18 protein-coding genes are annotated in these 17862 nt (G+C 67.2%); 5 read left to right on the forward strand and 13 right to left on the reverse strand.

Translation table 11 applies throughout. The annotated features are described in order from the left end of the window. Positions 1–122 precede the first annotated feature (122 nt). The 4 genes from C6W88_RS01320 to def all read right to left on the reverse strand — a co-directional run bounded on the left by C6W88_RS01320 (position 123) and on the right by def (position 3402). Positions 123–329, reverse strand: coding sequence for a dodecin (locus C6W88_RS01320; protein ID WP_045995219.1), 207 nt, complete (start codon positions 327–329; stop codon positions 123–125). 59 nt (positions 330–388) lie between these two features. Continuing rightward, the gene (gene rsmB, locus C6W88_RS01325; protein WP_045995222.1) at positions 389–1693 is read right to left on the reverse strand and encodes a 16S rRNA (cytosine(967)-C(5))-methyltransferase RsmB; all 1305 of its coding nucleotides are present in this window, start codon (positions 1691–1693) and stop codon (positions 389–391) included. Positions 1694–1764: 71 nt separating this feature from the next. Continuing rightward, complete coding sequence (fmt, locus tag C6W88_RS01330) at positions 1765–2742, reverse strand: methionyl-tRNA formyltransferase (RefSeq protein ID WP_108131238.1); 978 nt, start codon at positions 2740–2742, stop codon at positions 1765–1767. Between the two features lie 147 nt (positions 2743–2889). Continuing rightward, complete coding sequence (def, locus tag C6W88_RS01335; RefSeq protein ID WP_108131239.1) at positions 2890–3402, reverse strand: peptide deformylase; 513 nt, start codon at positions 3400–3402, stop codon at positions 2890–2892. Positions 3403–3620: 218 nt separating this feature from the next. Between def and dprA the strand changes: the two genes are divergently transcribed. From dprA to aroE, 4 genes are all read left to right on the forward strand, one after another. After that, positions 3621–4892 (forward strand): DNA-processing protein DprA, encoded by a 1272-nt coding sequence (gene dprA / locus C6W88_RS01340; protein WP_108131240.1) that lies wholly within the window; start codon positions 3621–3623, stop codon positions 4890–4892. A gap of 177 nt (positions 4893–5069) precedes the next feature. Beyond that, entirely contained in the window at positions 5070–5630 is a 561-nt protein-coding gene (locus tag C6W88_RS01345) for an L-threonylcarbamoyladenylate synthase type 1 TsaC (protein ID WP_108131241.1), read from the forward strand. A 95-nt stretch (positions 5631–5725) separates the two neighbouring features. Continuing rightward, positions 5726–6658 (forward strand): oxygen-dependent coproporphyrinogen oxidase, encoded by a 933-nt coding sequence (gene hemF, locus C6W88_RS01350; RefSeq protein WP_108131242.1) that lies wholly within the window; start codon positions 5726–5728, stop codon positions 6656–6658. 56 nt (positions 6659–6714) lie between these two features. Further along, the gene (gene aroE / locus C6W88_RS01355) at positions 6715–7536 is read left to right on the forward strand and encodes a shikimate dehydrogenase (protein ID WP_108131606.1); all 822 of its coding nucleotides are present in this window, start codon (positions 6715–6717) and stop codon (positions 7534–7536) included. A gap of 142 nt (positions 7537–7678) precedes the next feature. Here the strand turns inward: aroE and C6W88_RS01360 are convergent, their stop codons facing one another. Beyond that, positions 7679–7951 carry a hypothetical protein gene (locus C6W88_RS01360; protein ID WP_045992739.1) on the reverse strand — a complete coding sequence of 91 codons (273 nt, stop codon included), beginning with the start codon at positions 7949–7951 and terminating at the stop codon, positions 7679–7681. A gap of 221 nt (positions 7952–8172) precedes the next feature. Beyond that, positions 8173–8976 carry a M48 family metallopeptidase gene (locus C6W88_RS01365; protein ID WP_108131243.1) on the reverse strand — a complete coding sequence of 268 codons (804 nt, stop codon included), beginning with the start codon at positions 8974–8976 and terminating at the stop codon, positions 8173–8175. Positions 8977–9156: 180 nt separating this feature from the next. On the opposite strand from C6W88_RS01365, the gene C6W88_RS01370 reads away from it, so the two are divergent. Beyond that, on the forward strand, positions 9157–10032 hold the full coding sequence (locus C6W88_RS01370; protein WP_045992741.1) for an ATP-binding protein: 876 nt from the start codon (positions 9157–9159) through the stop codon (positions 10030–10032). A gap of 166 nt (positions 10033–10198) precedes the next feature. On the opposite strand, the gene der is transcribed toward C6W88_RS01370, so the two are convergent. From der to pilW, 7 genes are all read right to left on the reverse strand, one after another. Further along, the gene (gene der / locus C6W88_RS01375; RefSeq protein WP_045992742.1) at positions 10199–11602 is read right to left on the reverse strand and encodes a ribosome biogenesis GTPase Der; all 1404 of its coding nucleotides are present in this window, start codon (positions 11600–11602) and stop codon (positions 10199–10201) included. After that, positions 11599–12765, reverse strand: a complete 1167-nt coding sequence (gene bamB, locus C6W88_RS01380) for an outer membrane protein assembly factor BamB (protein ID WP_108131244.1) — start codon at positions 12763–12765, stop codon at positions 11599–11601. The genes der and bamB overlap by 4 nt, the downstream gene beginning before the upstream one ends. After that, positions 12762–13421: a YfgM family protein gene (locus tag C6W88_RS01385; RefSeq protein ID WP_045992744.1), complete on the reverse strand. Its 660-nt coding sequence runs from the start codon at positions 13419–13421 to the stop codon at positions 12762–12764. Before C6W88_RS01385 ends, bamB begins: the two co-directional genes overlap by 4 nt. Positions 13422–13449: 28 nt before the next feature. After that, on the reverse strand, positions 13450–14733 hold the full coding sequence (gene hisS, locus C6W88_RS01390) for a histidine--tRNA ligase (protein ID WP_108131245.1): 1284 nt from the start codon (positions 14731–14733) through the stop codon (positions 13450–13452). Between the two features lie 62 nt (positions 14734–14795). Further along, on the reverse strand, positions 14796–15908 hold the full coding sequence (gene ispG / locus C6W88_RS01395) for a flavodoxin-dependent (E)-4-hydroxy-3-methylbut-2-enyl-diphosphate synthase (RefSeq protein ID WP_045992780.1): 1113 nt from the start codon (positions 15906–15908) through the stop codon (positions 14796–14798). Between the two features lie 9 nt (positions 15909–15917). Next, positions 15918–16991 (reverse strand): helix-turn-helix domain-containing protein, encoded by a 1074-nt coding sequence (locus C6W88_RS01400; protein ID WP_108131246.1) that lies wholly within the window; start codon positions 16989–16991, stop codon positions 15918–15920. Between the two features lie 31 nt (positions 16992–17022). Then, entirely contained in the window at positions 17023–17754 is a 732-nt protein-coding gene (gene pilW, locus C6W88_RS01405) for a type IV pilus biogenesis/stability protein PilW (RefSeq protein WP_108131247.1), read from the reverse strand. Between the last annotated feature and the right edge of the window lie 108 nt (positions 17755–17862).

Below are 17862 nucleotides of genomic sequence, written 5' to 3' on the forward strand. Positions count from 1 at the left end.
GCATACCCGAGCTCTGAACAGTACAACAGGGCGGGAGAGTCCCGCCCTGTGCTGAAAGGAAACACCGCAGGACTTGTGCAATGCAAGTCCCGTGGGTCTCCGGGTCGAATCAGCCTCGGAGGTCAGTCGAGGGTGAAGCCGACCTTGACCGTGACCTGCCAGTGGGCCACCCGGCCATTCTCGATATGGCCGCGGGTATCGGTCACCTCGAACCAGCGCAGGTCATGCACGGTTTCCGAGGCCTTGGTGATGGCCCGCTGCACCGCATCTTCGATGCTGGTTTCCGAGGAACCGGTCAACTCGATCTGCTTGTAGACGTGTTGGCTCATACAGACTCCCTGTTGGAGAAGCATAGGTCACGGGCGGCCAGGCCGACGTCCTGGTCGGACTAGCGGCCCGCTTTCACCAGTCTGGCATAGAAGAAGCCGTCATGGCTGTCGACCTTCGGTAACAGTTGGCGTCCGGCCCCGGAAACCTGGCCCCAGGCGATGCCGTCGGGCATCTGCTCGCTGGCGTCCGGGGTGCGCGCGAGAAAGTCGCGGATCTGGTCGCGATTCTCTTCCGGCAGCACCGAGCAGGTGGCGTAGAGCAAGGTGCCGCCGGGCTTGAGCAGCGGCCACAGATTGTCGAGCAACGCGCGCTGCAACTGCGCCAGCTGGGCAATGTCGCTGGGCCGACGCAGGCGCTTGATGTCGGGATGACGGCGGATGACGCCACTGCCGGAGCAGGGGGCGTCGAGCAGGATGGCGTCGAACGGGGTGCCGTCCCACCAGTCACGCTCGGTGGCGTCGCCCTGGGCCAGGGTCGCCGACAGGCCCAGACGAGTCAGGGTGTCTTCCACCCGTGCCAGGCGCGCGGCATCGGAGTCGATGGCGTGCAGGTCGACGTCGAACAGCTCGAGCAGGTGAGCGGTCTTGCCACCGGGGGCGCAGCAGGCGTCGAGCACCCGTGCACCCGGCCGCGGTGCCACTACCGGGCCAAGCAGCACCGCAGCCAGTTGGGCGGCCTCGTCCTGGACACTGACGTGGCCCTGAGCGAAGCCGGGCAGCGCCTCCACGTCGCGGGCGGTCTCCAGCACCAGCCCGTCCGGGGCGTGGGCGCACAGTCTGGCGGAGATGCCGGCACCGTCGAGGATATCCAGATACTGCTCGCGGTCGTTGTGGCGACGATTGACCCTCAGGGTCATCGGTCCGGGCTGGTTGTTGGCCTCGCAGATCGCCTGCCAGTCATCGGGCCAGGCCTGGCGCAGCGACTTGAGCCACCAGCGTGGGTGCAACAGCGCCACCGCCGGGTCACGGTCGACTTCGGCTTCCAGCGTCGACGACTCGCGCTGCAGCCGGCGCAGACAGCCGTTGAGCACCCGGGTGGCCCAGGCCTTGCCGAGCAGTCGCGCGGCACCGGCGGTCTCGCCTACCGCCGCGTGGGCCGGGATGCGCAGGTACAGGAGTTGATAGGCGCCCAGCAGCAGCAGCGCTTGGATGTCGGCATCGCGACTCTTGAACGGTTTCTCGAGTAGCTGAGCGGCCAGTGCCTCGAGCCGTGGCAGGGTGCGGCAGACGCCGAAGCACATGGCCTTGAACAGGGCACGGTCTCGGGCCACCACCTGGTGGTCGTCCAGGGTGGCCAGCGAGCCCTTGCCGGTGATCACCGGCACCAACGCCTTGGCTGCGGCGGCGCGGACACAGTCACCCATGTCGCGTCGGGCGTTGGCGTGACGACGGCCATGGTGGGGTGGCTTGCGATCGCGTGGGGGTTGAGAATCGCTCATGCGGAGGTCTCCGGGAAAGGACGTCCCAGCAGCGTGCCCTGGGGAAAGCGTTCGGCCCTGGCGCGCAACAGCTCGGATACCGCCAGCGCCTTGCCGCCGGGCAGCTGGGCCCGGGTGATGCGAAGGCGCTCGCGGCCCTCGGCGCCACAGGCCACCAGCAGCTCGGTGTCGGCGCGGGTGATGGTGCCGGGCGACTCTGGTGCGCCGCCATCGGCCGGCTCGGCCAGGTGGATACGTAGACGCTCATCGCCCAGCGCGCACCAGGTCACCGGCCAGGGATTGAAGGCGCGCACCCGGGCGGCCAGGGTCGCGGCGGGCTGGGCGAAGTCCAGCTCGGCCTCGGCCTTGCTGAGCTTGGAGGCGTAGGTGACGCCCTGTTCGGGCTGCGGCGTGGCGGCAAGCTCACCGTCGGCGAGTCGGTCGAGGGCCTCGACCATGGCCTTGCCACCGATCTCGGCCAGGCGATCGTGCAACTCGCCGCCGGTGGTGGTGGGCAGGATCTCGGTGCGCCGGATGATCAGCATGTCGCCGGTATCGAGTCCCTCGTCCATCTGCATGATGGTGACGCCGCTCTCGTCATCGCCGGCCTCGATCGCCCGCTGAATCGGCGCTGCACCGCGCCAGCGTGGCAGCAGCGAGGCGTGGACGTTGAGGCAGCCCAGGCGCGGTGCCTCGAGTACCGGCAGCGGCAGGATCAGGCCGTAGGCCACCACCACCATGACGTCGGCGTCCAGCGCGGCCAGGGCGCGCTGTTCGGCTTCGTCCCTGAGCCGCTCGGGCTGGTACACCGGCAGGCCGTGCTCCAGCGCCAGCGACTTGACCGGGCTTGGCGTCAGCTTGCGGCCGCGTCCGGCGGGGCGATCGGGTTGGGTATAGACGGCAATCACCTGGTGGTGACTGGCCAGCAGCGCCGAGAGACTCTCGGCGGCGAAGTCGGGCGTGCCAGCGAAGATCACGCGCAGCGATCGGGTCATGTTCAGGGCCTTGGCCGAAGAATGCGGGGACAATAGTAACGGAGACGGGCGAGACGACGAAGACCGACAACGTGATTCACGTTGTCGGTCTTCGTCGTAGGCGGTTGCGGGGCCGAGATGGCGGCGGCTTGAGGGCTGCGCAGCGGCTCAGGCGCCCTGCATCTGGCGATGGCGCTTCTGCATCTTCTTCATCACCCGGTCACGCTTGAGCGGTGACAGGTAGTCGACGAACAGCACGCCCTCGAGGTGGTCGAGCTCATGCTGGATGCAGTGGGCCAGCAGTCCGTCGGCTTCGAGCTCGTAGGGCTCGCCGTCGCGTCCCTGAGCCTTCAGCTTTACCCGCAGCGCGCGCGGCACCTCGGCGTAGTACTCGGGGATCGACAGGCAGCCTTCCTGCATCGGTTCCCGTTCGTCCCCCAGCGGGGTGACCTCGGGGTTGATCAGCACCAACGGGGTGGACTGATCTTCGCTGACGTCGATCACGATGACTCGGCGATGCACGTCCACCTGAGTGGCGGCGAGGCCGATACCCGGTGCGGCGTACATGGTCTCCAGCATGTCATCGACCAGCTGGCGGACCTCGTCATCGATGTTTTCGACGGGCACTGCCTTGTTGCGCAGCCGCTCGTCGGGAAACTCGAGAATGGGGAGTCTGGCCATGCTGTGGTACCACCGTTATTCGTTCGGTTCGTGTTGCCCATTCTAGGACGACGCCGGGAGTGACCCTAGTCGTTGGCGCCAATGAGCGTGATAGGTCGCTACTATAACATGCCAGAATCGCCGTCGCGCACCGCCTGGAGCCGAGACGGCGAAGACCGCCAAGGCGTGTCGCGCCTGCCTGCCTATACTGCCGGCACTCGGCCAGGGAGGGCTCTGTCATGGAACTTGGCTTCGCACGCTGGATGGCGTTGAACGCACTGCCTCAGGTGGGCCCACGACGGTTGGCTCGCCTGCGCCAGCTAAACCCTGACTGGCCCGGTGGCTGGCTGGCCCGGCTGCCGCCCGGGGCCGCGGCGGAACTGCGCTTGTGGCTGGATCATCCCAGACGCAGCCCGCTGACGGCGTTGATCGAGCAAGCCGAGGCGTGGCTTGCCGGCGACGGCGGGAAAGCGCGCAGCGCTGCCAATGGAGGCCGCCTCCATGAGCGGGCCGAGGCGCGCCACCTGCTGCATCCCGATCATCCGCGCTGGCCGGCCCTGCTCGACCAGATCCCGGACCCGCCGGTGCTGCTGTGGGCGCTTGGCGATCTCGATGCCCTGGTACCGCCGAGGCTTGCCCTGGTGGGGTCGCGGCGGCCCACCCGCGAGGGCTTGGTCAATGCGCGCAGTTTTGCGGTGGCGCTGGCGGAGGCCGGCTGGTGTCTGGTCAGCGGCATGGCGCTCGGCATCGACGGTGCCGCCCAGGCGGCGGCGCTGGATCTTGGGGGGCGCAGTATCGCGGTGCTGGCCGGCGGCGTCGACGTGGTCTATCCCGGCCAGCACGGCGCCCTGTATCGGCGCCTGCGCGACGACGGGGGCCTGCTGCTGGCGGAGTCTCCCCCTGGCGTGCGGCCACGCTCGGGGGATTTTCCCCGGCGCAACCGCATCGTCACCGGGCTGTCCTGCGGTGTGCTGGTGGTGGAGGCCGCCGAACACAGCGGCTCGCTGGTCAGTGCCCGCCTGGCCGGTGAGCAGGGCCGCGAGGTATTGGCGCTACCCGGCTCCATCCACTCGCCCCAGGCCAGGGGCTGCCTGCGGCTGATCCGCGAGGGCGCCGCCCTGGTCAGACACCCCGACGACCTGTTCGAGGAACTGGCGTGCTGGGGGCCGCGACGCGCGATCCCGCAGAACATTGCGGCTGGTGCCGCCGATGATCCTGTAGATAGTCGTGTAGATCGCCATGTAGATGGTCCTGTAGATAGCTCTGTCGATAATCCTGTCGATAGTCCTCTAGACAGCGCCTCCGAACGCACCGGGGCCAGGGCCGCGCCTTCCCCCGGTCGCAAGCTGCTCGATCTGCTGAGCGCCACCCCGTTGGCGGTGGACGATCTGATGGGGCTGGCGGGATGCGATGTGGCCGCCTGCCAGCGTGAACTGACGCTGCTCGAGATCGCAGGACAGGCCGGGCTGGTGGCCGGCGGGTGGGTGCGTCTGGATGGTGGCAAGGGCTAGCCGCCCGATGACGAGGCCCGGCCGAACAGGGTGCCAATGGCCGTGGGGGAACGAGCGGATCGCCTACGTCGGCGGCGACAGCGGCGTGCGACGCAAGTCCCGACGCCGTGCTAGCATGGCGCAACGATACTCCCTACCCTGATCTTTCGATTTGGTACCGATTCAGATAACGACCCCATGAGTGATTCCGATTCCTCCCTCGTGCCCGTCGTCGACGCCCTGCGTCGTGGCGGTGTCATTGCCTATCCCACCGAGGCCGTCTGGGGCCTGGGCTGCGATCCCGACAACGAAGAGGCGCTGACCCGGCTGTTACGCCTGAAGCGCCGTGACCCGGCCAAGGGGGTGATCCTGATCGCCGCCACCATCGAGCAGTTTGGTCCCTGGCTCGAAGGATTGCCGGCCGACCTTCATGCGCCTCTTGTCGCCAGCTGGCCGGGCCCCAACACCTGGCTGGTGCCGGACAATGGTCGCACCCCGTCGCTGGTACGAGGCTGCCACGACAAGGTGGCGCTGAGGGTCAGCGATCATCCCGGTGTACAGGCGCTGTGTCGTGCCTTCGGCGGGCCGCTGGTGTCCACCTCGGCCAACCGGGCAGGAGAAGCGCCGGCCATGAGCGAAGCGGACATTCGGCGCATCTTCGGCAACGAGCTGGACGCGGTCGTGCCGGGAGCGCTGGGCGGCAATCCTCGCCCCAGCACCATCCGTGACCTGCTAAGCCGCGAGACCCTGCGCCACTGACATGGCTCTCGGCACGGCCCTGGGCGCACCTTTTTACGCATCGCTTTTGTTCATCGTTTTTACTCATCGCTTTTTACTTAACAACAGGAGCAGACGTGTCCGAGCCCAATCTCGAAGAGGTCAAACGCTACCTGCTGGAATTGCAGGATCGCCTGTGCGAGGCCCTGGCCGAGGCCGACGGCGAAGGGCGCTTCCATGAAGACGACTGGGTGCGTGAGGAAGGCGGTGGCGGCCGTTCCCGGGTCATCGAGGAAGGCGCGCTGTTCGAAAAGGGCGGGGTCAATTTCTCCCACGTCCACGGCGCGACCCTGCCTCCGGCGGCCACCGCAGCACGCCCGGAACTCGCCGGGCGCGGCTTTCAGGCGGTGGGGGTGTCCTGGGTGCTGCATCCGCGTAATCCCCACGTACCCACCAGCCACGGCAATGTGCGCTTCTTTATCGCCAGTGCCGAGGGCGAGGCACCGGTATGGTGGTTTGGCGGTGGCTTTGACCTGACGCCCTACTACCCCCAGTTTGAAGACGCCTGTCACTGGCACCGGGTGGCCCATGAGCTGTGCCAGCCGTTCGGTGACGACGTCTACGACCGCTACAAGCGCTGGTGCGACGACTACTTTTTCCTCAAGCACCGAGGCGAGACCCGTGGTGTCGGTGGGCTGTTCTTCGATGACCTCAACGAGGGGGGGTTCGACCGCTGCTTCGCGTTTCAGCGCGCGGTAGGGGATGGCTTCCTGAACGCCTATCTGCCCATCGTGGAACGACGTCGCGATACCTCCTGGGGCGAGCGCGAACGTGAATTCCAGCTGTATCGGCGAGGTCGCTACGTGGAATTCAACCTGGTCTGGGACCGTGGCACCCTGTTTGGCCTGCAGAGCGGCGGTCGCACCGAGTCCATCCTGATGTCGATGCCGCCGCTGGCCCGCTGGCAGTACGACTACCGGCCGCAACCCGGCTCTCCCGAGGCGGCGCTGGATGCCTATCTGGTGCCCCGGGACTGGCTTGGTGAAGAGGCCTCGAGCCAAGCGCGATGACCGTCAGCGGTCACAATGCGGCATACGACAACGTCAAGAGCGAGGTTAACCGTCCGATGAACGATCGCTACTGTGTGTTCGGCAATCCGGTGGGGCATTCGAAATCGCCGGCGATCCACAACACCTTTGCCGAGCAGACCGGTGAATCGCTGGAATACACCGCCATCGAGGCGCCACTGGAGGACTTCGTCGGTGCCTGGCGCGCCTTCGTTGCCGAGGGCGGGCGAGGCGCCAGCGTCACGGTGCCATTCAAGGAAGACGCCTATCGACTGTGCGACAGCCTGAGCGAGCAGGCGCAGCGGGCCGGGGCGGTCAATACCCTGACGCTCAAGGCCGATGGCAGCGTCGAGGGTCACAATACCGATGGTATTGGCCTGGTGGCGGACCTGGAGCGCCAGCAGGTAAGGCTTGAGGGTGCACGTATCCTGGTGCTGGGTGCCGGAGGCGCGGTGCGCGGCGCGCTGGAGACGCTGCTGTCGCGACGTCCCGCCTCGCTGCGGCTGGCCAACCGTACCGCCGCCAAGGCCGAGGCGCTGGCGCGGGATTTCGCCGACCTGGGCCCCATCCAGGGCGGTGGCTATGACGCCGCTGACGAGCGCTATGACCTGGTCATCAACGGCACCAGCGCAAGCCTTGCCGGTGACCTGCCGCCGCTGCCTGAGGATCTCTTCAACGAGGGGGCTGTCGCCTACGACATGATGTACGGCGCCGAGCCGACGGTGTTTCTGGCCTGGTCGGCCGAGCGGGGGGCGAGTACCAGCGATGGTCTCGGCATGCTGGTGGAACAGGCGGCGGCGGCCTTTGAACACTGGCGTGGCGTCACGCCGGACACCGGCCCGCTGCACCGAAAGCTGCGAGCAGAGCTCGACGCCGGCTGAAGCCGCTTTCGCGGACATATCGGCAGCAACGACAACGGCGCCCCTGGCTCATTGCCATGGGGCGCCGTTGTCATTGGGCGTCGTTGTCGTCGGTCAGGAGCCGTCAGCCCCTGGTCGTCAGCCAGCAGCCACGCGCCGCGATTCAGCCGCGTCGACGGTAGAGTCCCAGCATGCACAGCCCCAGCCCGACCACCGACACCAGCAGGCCGCCGTTGACCAGCCAGGGGCTGCGAACGATCCAGGGGACGAAGGGCGACGGCGTGTCGCCACAGTGGCCGGCCAGGTAGTTCCAGTGGCCCTGGTCGACCAGTTCGCACTGGCGGATATCGCCGAGTTCCACAAAGAACAGGGTCAACAACACCACAATGGGCACGACGAGCAGGATCAGGCCGAGCCTGGTGGAGGTGAGTTTCATGGCACCAACGAAGCGTGGAAGTGACGGGAGCCGAGGCCTCCAGGAATAGAGGCCTCGGCGATAGATGCCCCCTTGTCAGTAGCCTGGGGACAGGCTGCAGGGCAGGGGCTGTTCTGGTTCAGGGCGCCTTGCAGTTAGGCGTCAGGCCACGGGCCTGGGCTGTTCTGGTTCAGGGCGCCTTGGCAGCTGGGCGTCAGGCCACGGGCCTGGGCTGTTCTGGTTCAGGGCGCCTTGCAGCTGGGCGTCAGGCCACGTGCCTGGGCTTGCTCGTAGCGTGCCATGGCGTCGTTCATGCCCGCCTCGAGCCCGGCGATACGGTTGCCGTGTGCCGGGTGGGTGGACATCCACTCCGGCGGCTGGCCGCCGCCGGCGGCGCTCATGTTCTGCCACAGCTGGACGCTGGCGCGGGGATCGAAGCCGGCGTCGGCCATCAGCTGCAGACCGATGGTGTCGGCCTCGCTCTCGTGACTGCGCGAGAACGGCAGCAGGATGCCGTACTGGGCGCCCATGCCCATGGCCGCCATCAGCTGGTCGCTGCCGGTGACCCCCTGGGAGCCGAGGGCCGTACCGACCACCGACATGCCAAGCTGGGTCGCGCTTTCGGTGGAGGCGCGCTCGTTGGCGTGGTGGGCCAGCACGTGGCCGATCTCGTGGCCGATGACGGTGGCCAGCTGGTCCTGGTTGGTGGCGACGTCGAGCAGGCCGGTGTTGACCCCCACGTAGCCGCCCGGCAGGGCAAAGGCGTTGGCGTCCTCGGACTCGAACACCTTGACCTGCCAGTTCTGATTGCGCTGGTCTTCCGGCAGCGCCTGGACCACGTTGCGGGTCACGCACTGCACGTACTCGAGCTGGCGCCCGCTCACGGTGGGCAGCTCCTGCTGGTACTGGTCGAAGGCCTGGGCCCCCATCTGGCTGAGCTGCTGTTCGTCCAGCAACAGCATCTGGGAGCGACCAGTGGGTGAGGTGGAACAGGCAGCAACGGTAACCATCAGGGCGCAGGCGCCCACGGCCTTCATCCAGCGCATGGGGGGTCTCCTTGTCATGATCCGCCGGGGTCGAGCCCGAGCGTGTAGAATCGGTGGCAACTGGCCTCAAGATACCCGGACTGCTGGAAGGGTCAACAGCAAAGGTAGTGCACGGCCGGTCGCTATCGAGCGACAGACCCTGACCGGCGGCCATCATTTGTTACAAGGACACCTGCCTCGATGGACACTCAACTCGCCCAGCGCCTGCTGGCCCTTCTCGATCGCGTCGAACCCTGGCTGCCCGAGCCCCGCCCTGCGGTGGACTGGCGTCGTGACGTCGCTGCGCTGTGGCAGCGCCACGCCCTCGGCGGGCAACTGGTGCCGGTGCCGCCTCGGGATGCCCTGAGCCTGGACGACCTGGTCGGGGTGGAGCGCCAGAAGCGCGAGCTGCTGGCCAATACGCGGGCCTTTCTGCGTGGCCTGCCGGCCAATCACGCGCTGCTGTGGGGCTCTCGTGGCAGCGGCAAGTCGTCGATGGTGCGCGCGCTGCTCAACACCTTGGCTGACGAAGGTCTGCGGCTGATCCAGGTGGACCGCCACGACCTGGCCGGGCTGCCGCTGCTGGTGGAGCAGTTGCGTCACGAACCGGCGCGCTTCGTGGTGTACTGCGATGATCTGTCCTTCGAAGGCTCCGACGACGCCTACAAGGCGCTCAAGAGTGTCCTTGACGGCACCCTGACCGGCCCCCCGGAAAACGTGCTGATCTACGCCACCTCCAACCGGCGCCACCTGATGCCGGAGCATATGAGCGACAACCAGCAGAGCCACCTGACGCCGGACGGCGAGGAGTTGCACCACGGCGATGCGGTGGAGGAGAAGATCTCGCTGTCCGACCGCTTCGGGTTGTGGCTGGCGTTTCATCCGTTCAACCGGGAGACCTATCTCGATACCTGTCGCCACTGGGTCGAGCGCCTGGGCCAGCCGCAGGACTGGGATGACGAAGCGCCGGTGGCGGCCACCCGCTTTGCCACCATGAGAGGCGGACGCAGCGGCCGCTGTGCCTACCAGTTTGCGCTGGACTGGGTAGGGGCTCGTCGCCTGGCAGAGCAAGCCTGAGGCGCTGCCGCAGGCTTGCAGGCCAGGCTCAGCAGCGAGCGAGGCATGGTCTCGACATCCGGCAGCATGCGTGCACGAAAACGCCCGGTTCCTCTGGCGAGGGACCGGGCGTTTCGTTGTCGTTCAACACCAGGGGCGAAAGAGCGGCGAGTGACGCCGGTGACGCTTAGCGGCGGCTCTTGCGCGCCTCCTTGGTGCGCCCCAGTTCGCGCTTCTTGGCCTTTTCCTTGTCGGAGGCTTCGGCCAGTCGGTCGTAGGGGTTCTTGCCGGAGCGGAACTCGAAGCGCATCGGCGTGCCACGGACCTTGAGCACCTTGCGGAAGGTGTTGGTCAGGTAGCGCTTGTAGGCTTCGGGCAGCTTGTCGGTCTGGTTGCCGTGGACCACGATGATCGGCGGATTGCTGCCGCCCTGGTGGGCCATGCGCAGCTTGATCCGGCGGCCGTGGACCATCGGCGGCTGGTGCTGCTCGACGGCGTCCTGCAGCAGCGTGGTCAGACGGTTGGTCGACCAGTGGCTGTTGGCGGAGGCGAAGGCGCGCTCCAGCGACGGGTACAGGTCGCCCACGGCGGTGCCGTGCAAGGCCGAGATGAAGTGCAGCTCGGCGTAGTCGGCGAAGCCCAGACGGCGCTTGATCTCGGCGCGCATCTTGTCCTTGGCCTCGCTTTCCAGGCCGTCCCACTTGTTGACCGCCAGTACCAGCGCGCGGCCCGAGGTCAGCACATAGTCGAGCAGGTGCAGATCCTGCTCCACCAGGCCGGTGCGGGCATCGAGCACCATGATCGCGACGTGGCACTCCTTGATCGCGTCCAGGGTCTTGATGATCGAGAACTTCTCGGCCACCTCGGTGACGTTCTTGCGCCGCCGGACGCCGGCGGTATCGACCAGTACGTAGGGCTTGCCGCGACGCTCGAAGGGGATCTCGATGGCGTCGCGGGTGGTGCCGGCTTCATCGAATACCACCACCCGGTCCTCGCCCAGCAGGCGGTTGACCAGGGTCGACTTGCCCACGTTGGGACGACCGATGACACCGATGCGGATACCCTTGCTGCCGGTGTCCGCGGGGATGTCCATGTCGCGCTCGGGGAACGGCGAGAGCACCTCGTCGATCAGCGCGGTGACATTACGGCCGTGGGCCGCTGCGATGGGCCGGGGATCGCCGAGACCGAGCTGCCAGAAGTCGGCCATGGCCGAGTGTTCCTCGAGGCCGTCGGTCTTGTTGACCACCAGCCAGGTCTTCTTCTGGTTGACCCGCAGGTGGTTGGCGATGGCCTCGTCGGCGACATTGAGGCCGGCACGCGCGTCCACCAGGAACAGCACGATGTCGGCTTCGTCGATGGCCTGCAGCGACTGTTCGGCCATGGCCGCGTCGATGCCTTCCTCGTCACCGCTGATGCCGCCGGTGTCGATGACGGTGTAGGCCTTGTTGCCGAGCATACCGTTGCCGTACTTGCGATCCCGGGTGAGGCCGGGGAAATCGGCCACCAGGGCGTCGCGAGAGCGGGTCAGGCGGTTGAACAGGGTCGACTTGCCCACATTGGGCCTGCCGACCAGTGCGATCACGGGGGTCATGGGCGGATGTCCAGAGCCTCCAGGCTTCCGTCATTGGCCAGGGCGTACACGCGCTTGCCGTCGGTGAGAGGGCGCACGCTGATGCCTGAGCCGTCGATATGGGTGCGGCCGACCAGGCGTCCGCTGCTGGCGTCGATAAAGTGCACATAGCCTTCGGCGTCGCCGAGCACGATGCGGCCGTCGGCGAAGGCAGGGGCGGTCACCGAGCGACCGTAGAGGTCCTCCAGGCGCCACAGCTCGTTGCCGCTGTTGGCGTCGAAGGCGATCAGGCGGCTGGCCTCGTCGACCACGTAAAGCGTCTCGCCCACCAGCACCGGGGTGTGGTAGCTGGACAACGGCGTCGACCACAGGGTCTCGCCGCTCTGGGCGTTGAGCGCCACCAGGCGACCATTGAAGCTGGTCACGAACAGGCGGCCGTCCGGAGTCAGCACCGGCTGGCCGGCCAGGTCGACCAGACGGTCGATGTCATTCATGCCGGTGGCCACGGCGATGGTGCGCTCGGAGATCTGCTGGCCCGAGCGGTTGTCGATGATCGACAGACGGCCGTTGGCAAAGCCGGCGAAGGTCACCTGATCGATGGCGGTGGGGGTGCCGGTGCTGCGCAGGGTCAGCGACGGCATATTGGCGCTGAACACCCACTGGCGGTCACCGGACAGGCGATCCAGGGCGGTCACGGTGCCGTCCACCGCCTGCACGATCAACAGCTGGGTGGTCGGCTGGGGCGCGGCCAGCACTTCGCTGGGCACACGGGTACGCCACTTGACCCGGCCATTGCGCTGGTCGAGGGCGACCACCTCGCCGTTGCGGGTGGCGAGGAACAGATCGCCGTCCACTGCGGTGATACCGCTGGAGATCGGTGATTCCAGTTCGGACTCCCACCGGGTGTCGCCGTTGGCGGTGTTGAACGCCTCGACCAGGCCTTCCTCGTCGGCGGCGAACAGGGTGGAACCGGCCAGGGCGGGTTCGATGGGGTAGGTGGCCTCACCCAGGCCTGCGCCCACGCCTTCGCTCCAGCGGGTTTCGACCCGGGTGGACTCGGCGAAGTCCTTGAGCTCCTTGGGCGGATACTGGGGCTCGGACTTGCTGGCGCAGCCGGTCAGCAGGGCGGTCAGGGTGACGGCGGTCGCCAGGGCGATCCGGGTTCGGTTAAACGGGGTCTTCATAGGGTGGCCTCCTGATCACCGAGGTCGTCGAGCTTGAGCGAGATACCGTAGAGCGGCTGACCGCTTTCTTCGGCCAGTGACTGGGCGCTCTGCCAGGCCTCGGCGGCCTGGTCGTGCTGGCCGGTGGCGTGGTAGATGTCGCCGCGCACGTTGTCGCGCTGGGCGGCCAGGGCCTCGGGGATGTCACCGTCGAGGGTGGCAAGGGCGGTCTCGTGGTTGCCCTCGGCGCTCTGCAGGCGCGCCAGGCGCAGGCGGGCGAGGCCGGTCAGGTAACCATCGTCGCTGCCCTCGATGAGGGTCTCCAGCGACTCGCGGGCGCCCTCGACATCGCCTGCGTCGACCTCCAGGCGGGCCTCGAGCAGCAGCGCAAGCTCGCTGTACAGGGTGCCGTCGTGGTCTTCCTGCAGGGTGTCGACCAGCCCCTGGGCCTGGGCCAGGGCCCCGTCGTCGAGGCTGTCGCGGCTGGCCAGGTCAAGAAGCTGCTGGTAGCTGCTGGAGGCGGCCACGGCCTGCCCCTGCTGGTAGTCCTGCCAGGCGTTCCAGCCGAACACGCCAGCGGCGGCCAGTACCGCACCGGCGAGCAGCGAGGTGCCGTTTTCCTTCCACCAGCGCTTGATCGCCTCAAGCTGTTCTTCTTCGGTTCTCAGCTCCGCCACGGGCGGTCTCCTTCTAATGGTCGTGCCGTCACTCGGACAGCAGGCTCGTCAGGGTGGTGGCCAAGGACGCTTGCTCGACCACGCGTTGTTCGCGGTCGTCACGCAGGAACTTGATCGCCACCTGGCCGTTTTCACGTTCGTTTTCGCCGATCAGCAGGGCGAGGCGGGCACCGCTGCGATCGGCCTTCTTGATGCGGCTCTTGAAGCTGCCGCCGCCACAGTGCAATTGCACGCCAAGGGCCGGCAGTTCATCGCGCAGGCGCTCGGCCAGGGCCATGGCGTCGCCGTCGGTGCTGGCGTCCATGCCCAGCACGTAGGCGTCGAGCGGGGCACGGGCCTCCTGCGGCACGATGTCCAGGGTCTCGAGCAGCAGGATCAGACGCTCGATGCCCATGGCGAAGCCCACCGCCGGGGTCGGCTTGCCGCCGAGTTGCTCGACCAGGCCGTCGTAGCGTCCGCCGGCGCACACGGTGCCCTGGCTGCCGAGGGCGTCGGTGGTCCACTCGAACACGGTGCGGCAGTAGTAGTCGAGACCGCGCACCAGGCGCGGGTTGATCACGTAGTCGATGCCGGCGGCGTCGAGTCGCGCGGTCAGCGCCTCGAAGTGCTCGCGGGAGTCCTGATCCAGGTGATCCATCAGCTGGGGTGCCTGGCTCAGCATCTCGGCCATGGCCGGATTCTTCGAGTCGAGGATACGCAGCGGGTTGCTGGTCAGGCGGCGCAGCGAGTCCTCGTCGAGGACCTCGCGGTGCTGCTCGAAGTAGGCCACCAGGGTGTCGCGGTAGGCCGCGCGCGCCTCGTTGGAGCCCAGCGAATTGAGCTCCAGGGTGACGTGATCAAACAGGCCGAGCTGCTTCCACAGACGCGCCGACAGCAGGATGACTTCGGCGTCGATGTCCGGGCCTTCCAGGCCGTAGGTCTCGACCCCGACCTGATGGAACTGACGGTAGCGGCCCTTCTGCGGGCGCTCGTGGCGGAACATCGGGCCGGTGTACCACAGCCGCTGGGTCTGGTTGTACAGAAGGCCATGTTCCATCGCCGCGCGAACCGCGCTGGCGGTGCCCTCGGGGCGCAGGGTCAGGCTGTCGCCGTTGCGGTCCTCGAAGGTGTACATCTCCTTCTCGACGATGTCGGTGACCTCGCCGATCGAGCGGGCGAACAGGGCCGTCTGCTCGACGATAGGGGTACGGATCTCGTTGTAGCCGTAGCGCTTCATCAGCGCCTGAACCTGGGACTCGAAGTACTGCCACACCGGCGAGGCGTCGGGCAACAGGTCATTCATGCCACGGATGGCCTGGATCTTCTTGCTCAAAACTTGCTCCTTGGTCTCGCCGTAGTCACGGCCCTCGCCCGGCCTGCCGCCGGGCGAGAGCGTTACAGGCGAGCGATGACGTCGCGTTCTGTCGCTTCCTTCTCGGCGACCTTCTGGCGAATCAGCGCCTCGAGATCGTCGACCAGGTGGTCATTGCGCAGTTTGCTGGCGGGCTTGCCGTCGATGTAGACGAGGTTGGCCGGGGTGCCGCCGGTCAGGCCCAGGTCGGCTTCCTTGGCCTCGCCGGGGCCGTTGACCACGCAGCCGATGACGGCCACGTCCAGCGGCGTCATCACATCCTCGAGGCGCTCTTCGAGGGCGTTCATGGTGCTGATGACGTCGAAGTTCTGACGCGAACAGCTCGGGCAGGCGATGAAGTTGATGCCCTTGGCCCGCAGGCGCAGGCTCTTGAGCATGTCAAAGCCGACCTTGACCTCTTCGACTGGATCCGCTGCCAGCGATACCCGGATGGTGTCGCCGATACCGTCCATCAGCAGCATGCCAAGGCCGATGGAGGACTTGACGGTGCCCGAACGCAGACCGCCTGCCTCGGTGATACCCAGGTGCAGCGGCTGCTCGATGCGTGAGGCCAGGTCACGGTAGGCGGCCACCGCCATGAACACGTCGGAGGCCTTGACGCTGACCTTGAAGTCGGGAAAGTCGAGGCGATCCAGGTGATCGATATGGCGCATCGCCGATTCGACCAGGGCCGCCGGCGTCGGTTCCCCGTACTTCTTCTGCAGGTCCTTCTCCAGCGAGCCGGCGTTGACGCCGATACGGATCGGGATACCGTTGTCACGGGCGGCGGAGACCACCGCCTGGACGCGGTCTTCACGGCCGATATTGCCGGGATTGATGCGCAGGCAGTCGACGCCGAGCTCAGCCACGCGCAGGGCGATGCGGTAGTCGAAGTGGATGTCGGCCACCAGCGGCACCTGGGTGCCCTGCTTGATGCGACCGAAGGCCTCGGCGGCGTCCATGGTCGGCACCGAGACGCGTACGATATCGGCGCCGGCCTGTTCGAGGGCACGAATCTGGCCAAGGGTGGCCTCGACGTCCAGGGTGTCGGTGTTGGTCATGCTCTGCACCGAGATAGGAGCGTCGCCCCCGACCGGTACCGAACCGACATGAATCTGGCGTGACTGGCGTCTTTTGATCGGTGAGTGCGAATGCATGGCGATCAATCACTCTCCCAGGGTAAAGCGGGCGACATTGTTTCTGCCGGCGCGCTGTTGCAGGTCGACGGTTTCTCCGCCCCACAACAACTCCACGCCGGTGGCGTTGCCGACAGTCATGCGGAAGGGCGGCTCGCCCTCCACGGTGGCTTCGGTGCCCGGTGACTGCAGGCCGACGAAGACTCGGGTATTGGTGCTGTCGAAGATCTCGGTCCAGGACTGCTCGTTGAAGGTCAGCTTGAGGATACGACGGCTGTCGGCAGCCGGCGCGGCCTCGGCGGCGCCCTCATCCTCGGCGCCCTGTGCATCGTCGGCGTTAGCTGTCTGCTCGGCGCTGGCGTCGTCGGCACCAGCGCTTGCAGCCTGGTCGGTGCTGTCGTTGGCGCTAGCGTCAGCGGGCTCGCTGGCTTCGGCGGCAGCCGCTTCGGTGGCCGCCACGGTGCTCGGCGTCGAGGTGCTCGGCGCTGCGCTGTCTGCAGCGCTGTCGGCGGAGGCCTGCTCGCCATCGACCAGTCCCATCTCGCTGCCCTCGGCGGGCAGCGGGGGCAGGTTGTCGTCGCCCTCGGTGGCCTCGTCGCTGACCGCGGCGTTGCCGTCGATGGTGTCCACCGAGACCGGGCCGTTGTCGCTGACCTCGGGCGGCTCGCTGCCACCACGGCTCTGCCACCACATCAGGGTCAGCCCGATCAGGCCGGCGATGACCACCAGGGTCATCAGCCGAAACAACCAGGCGCCCAGGCGCGAGGGGGGCTTGTTGATGTACACCGGGGTGACCTTGCGCTCGACTTCCTCGTTGCCCATGCGCGCTTCGTACAGCGCCATCACCCGGCCGACATCGACGCCGAGCAACTGGGCGTAGCTGCGCAGGTAGCCGCGTCGGTAGGTCACCACCGGCACTTCATCGTAGTTGTCGATCTCCAGTCCCTCGATCACGGCGGGACGGAGGTTGAGGGCTGCCCCGACTTCCTCGCGGGTCAGCCCCTGGCTCTCTCGTTCATGGCACAGCAAGGCGCCGGGAGAGGCGTCCCCGGAGGGCGTTTTGGACAAGGAGACCTCGGAGTCGGTGTACTGACTGTCGCTCATGGCTGAGCTTCCTTCATCGTGTAAACAGTGATCAAAGCGCGCGTGAAGGCTGGTCGGGTTCGGCCGATGACCGGGCGCCGGTGTCGGCGTCTCCCAGGCTAGCGGCAAGCTGCCTGGCGGCGGTGGTCCATCCCGCCTGGCTCACGAAGCGATCCAGCTGTGATCGGGCGCGCATAAGGTTGCCCTGTGCGTATTCCAGTTCGGCGAGGGTCAAGTGGCTCGCGGGCAGGCTCGAGTCGATGCGTTGGGATCGCTCCAGCGCCGCCCTGGCCGTCTCGACCTCGCCGAGTTCCCACCGGCAGCGTCCCAGGTTGGCAAACAGCTGGGCCCGGTGGGCATAGTGTATATCGTGACTGGCCTGTTCAAGCTGCTCGCAGGCCTCACCGGTTTGCCCCCGATCATACAGGAAGGCGGCGTAATTGTTGCGTGCCCGGGTGAAGTTCGGGTCTTCATCGAGGGCGCGTCGAAAGAACTCGTCTGCCAGCGCCGCTTCCCCCTGGCGTTGGTGAATCAGTGCCAGGGCCTGCAGCGCGGCGGCGTCATCGGGATCGAGCGAGACGGCGCGATCGAGTGCCGCCGTGGCGCGGGGAAGGTTGCCCTGGCGCAGGTAGGCTTCGCCGAGGTTGCGATAGGCGACGGCGGGGGACTCGTCGGACTGGGGCACGGCGACGGCGCAGCCGGCAAGCGTCAGGGGAAGCGCGACGGCCAGTCCGATGACCAGGCCGCGCAGGCCGGCGCTTGAGCTGTCTGCCTGGCACGTCATGGCGTTGTCGTACTCCCGCTGCTTGGCCGTGGCGGGAAGGCGTCTGGCGACACCCGCCCGTGGGCAGGAAAAGGCCCGAATATCAAAGCGCCGTGCCGGAATGAAGTC

The organism is Halomonas litopenaei, from assembly GCF_003045775.1.
Classification (GTDB): Bacteria; Pseudomonadota; Gammaproteobacteria; order Pseudomonadales; family Halomonadaceae; genus Halomonas; species Halomonas litopenaei.

What these genes read in the sequence shown, in the direction of transcription:
- C6W88_RS01320 (WP_045995219.1), bottom strand. Translation starts at nt 329, where the DNA reads ATGAGCCAACACGTCTACAAGCAGATCGAGTTGACCGGTTCCTCGGAA.
- rsmB (WP_045995222.1), bottom strand. Translation starts at nt 1,693, where the DNA reads ATGGGTGACTGTGTCCGCGCCGCCGCAGCCAAGGCGTTGGTGCCGGTG.
- fmt (WP_108131238.1), bottom strand. Translation starts at nt 2,742, where the DNA reads ATGACCCGATCGCTGCGCGTGATCTTCGCTGGCACGCCCGACTTCGCC.
- def (WP_108131239.1), bottom strand. Translation starts at nt 3,402, where the DNA reads ATGGCCAGACTCCCCATTCTCGAGTTTCCCGACGAGCGGCTGCGCAAC.
- dprA (WP_108131240.1), top strand. Translation starts at nt 3,621, where the DNA reads ATGGAACTTGGCTTCGCACGCTGGATGGCGTTGAACGCACTGCCTCAG.
- C6W88_RS01345 (WP_108131241.1), top strand. Translation starts at nt 5,070, where the DNA reads ATGAGTGATTCCGATTCCTCCCTCGTGCCCGTCGTCGACGCCCTGCGT.
- aroE (WP_108131606.1), top strand. Translation starts at nt 6,715, where the DNA reads ATGAACGATCGCTACTGTGTGTTCGGCAATCCGGTGGGGCATTCGAAA.
- C6W88_RS01360 (WP_045992739.1), bottom strand. Translation starts at nt 7,951, where the DNA reads ATGAAACTCACCTCCACCAGGCTCGGCCTGATCCTGCTCGTCGTGCCC.
- C6W88_RS01365 (WP_108131243.1), bottom strand. Translation starts at nt 8,976, where the DNA reads ATGCGCTGGATGAAGGCCGTGGGCGCCTGCGCCCTGATGGTTACCGTT.
- C6W88_RS01370 (WP_045992741.1), top strand. Translation starts at nt 9,157, where the DNA reads ATGGACACTCAACTCGCCCAGCGCCTGCTGGCCCTTCTCGATCGCGTC.
- der (WP_045992742.1), bottom strand. Translation starts at nt 11,602, where the DNA reads ATGACCCCCGTGATCGCACTGGTCGGCAGGCCCAATGTGGGCAAGTCG.
- bamB (WP_108131244.1), bottom strand. Translation starts at nt 12,765, where the DNA reads ATGAAGACCCCGTTTAACCGAACCCGGATCGCCCTGGCGACCGCCGTC.
- ispG (WP_045992780.1), bottom strand. Translation starts at nt 15,908, where the DNA reads ATGCATTCGCACTCACCGATCAAAAGACGCCAGTCACGCCAGATTCAT.
- C6W88_RS01400 (WP_108131246.1), bottom strand. Translation starts at nt 16,991, where the DNA reads ATGAGCGACAGTCAGTACACCGACTCCGAGGTCTCCTTGTCCAAAACG.
- pilW (WP_108131247.1), bottom strand. Translation starts at nt 17,754, where the DNA reads ATGACGTGCCAGGCAGACAGCTCAAGCGCCGGCCTGCGCGGCCTGGTC.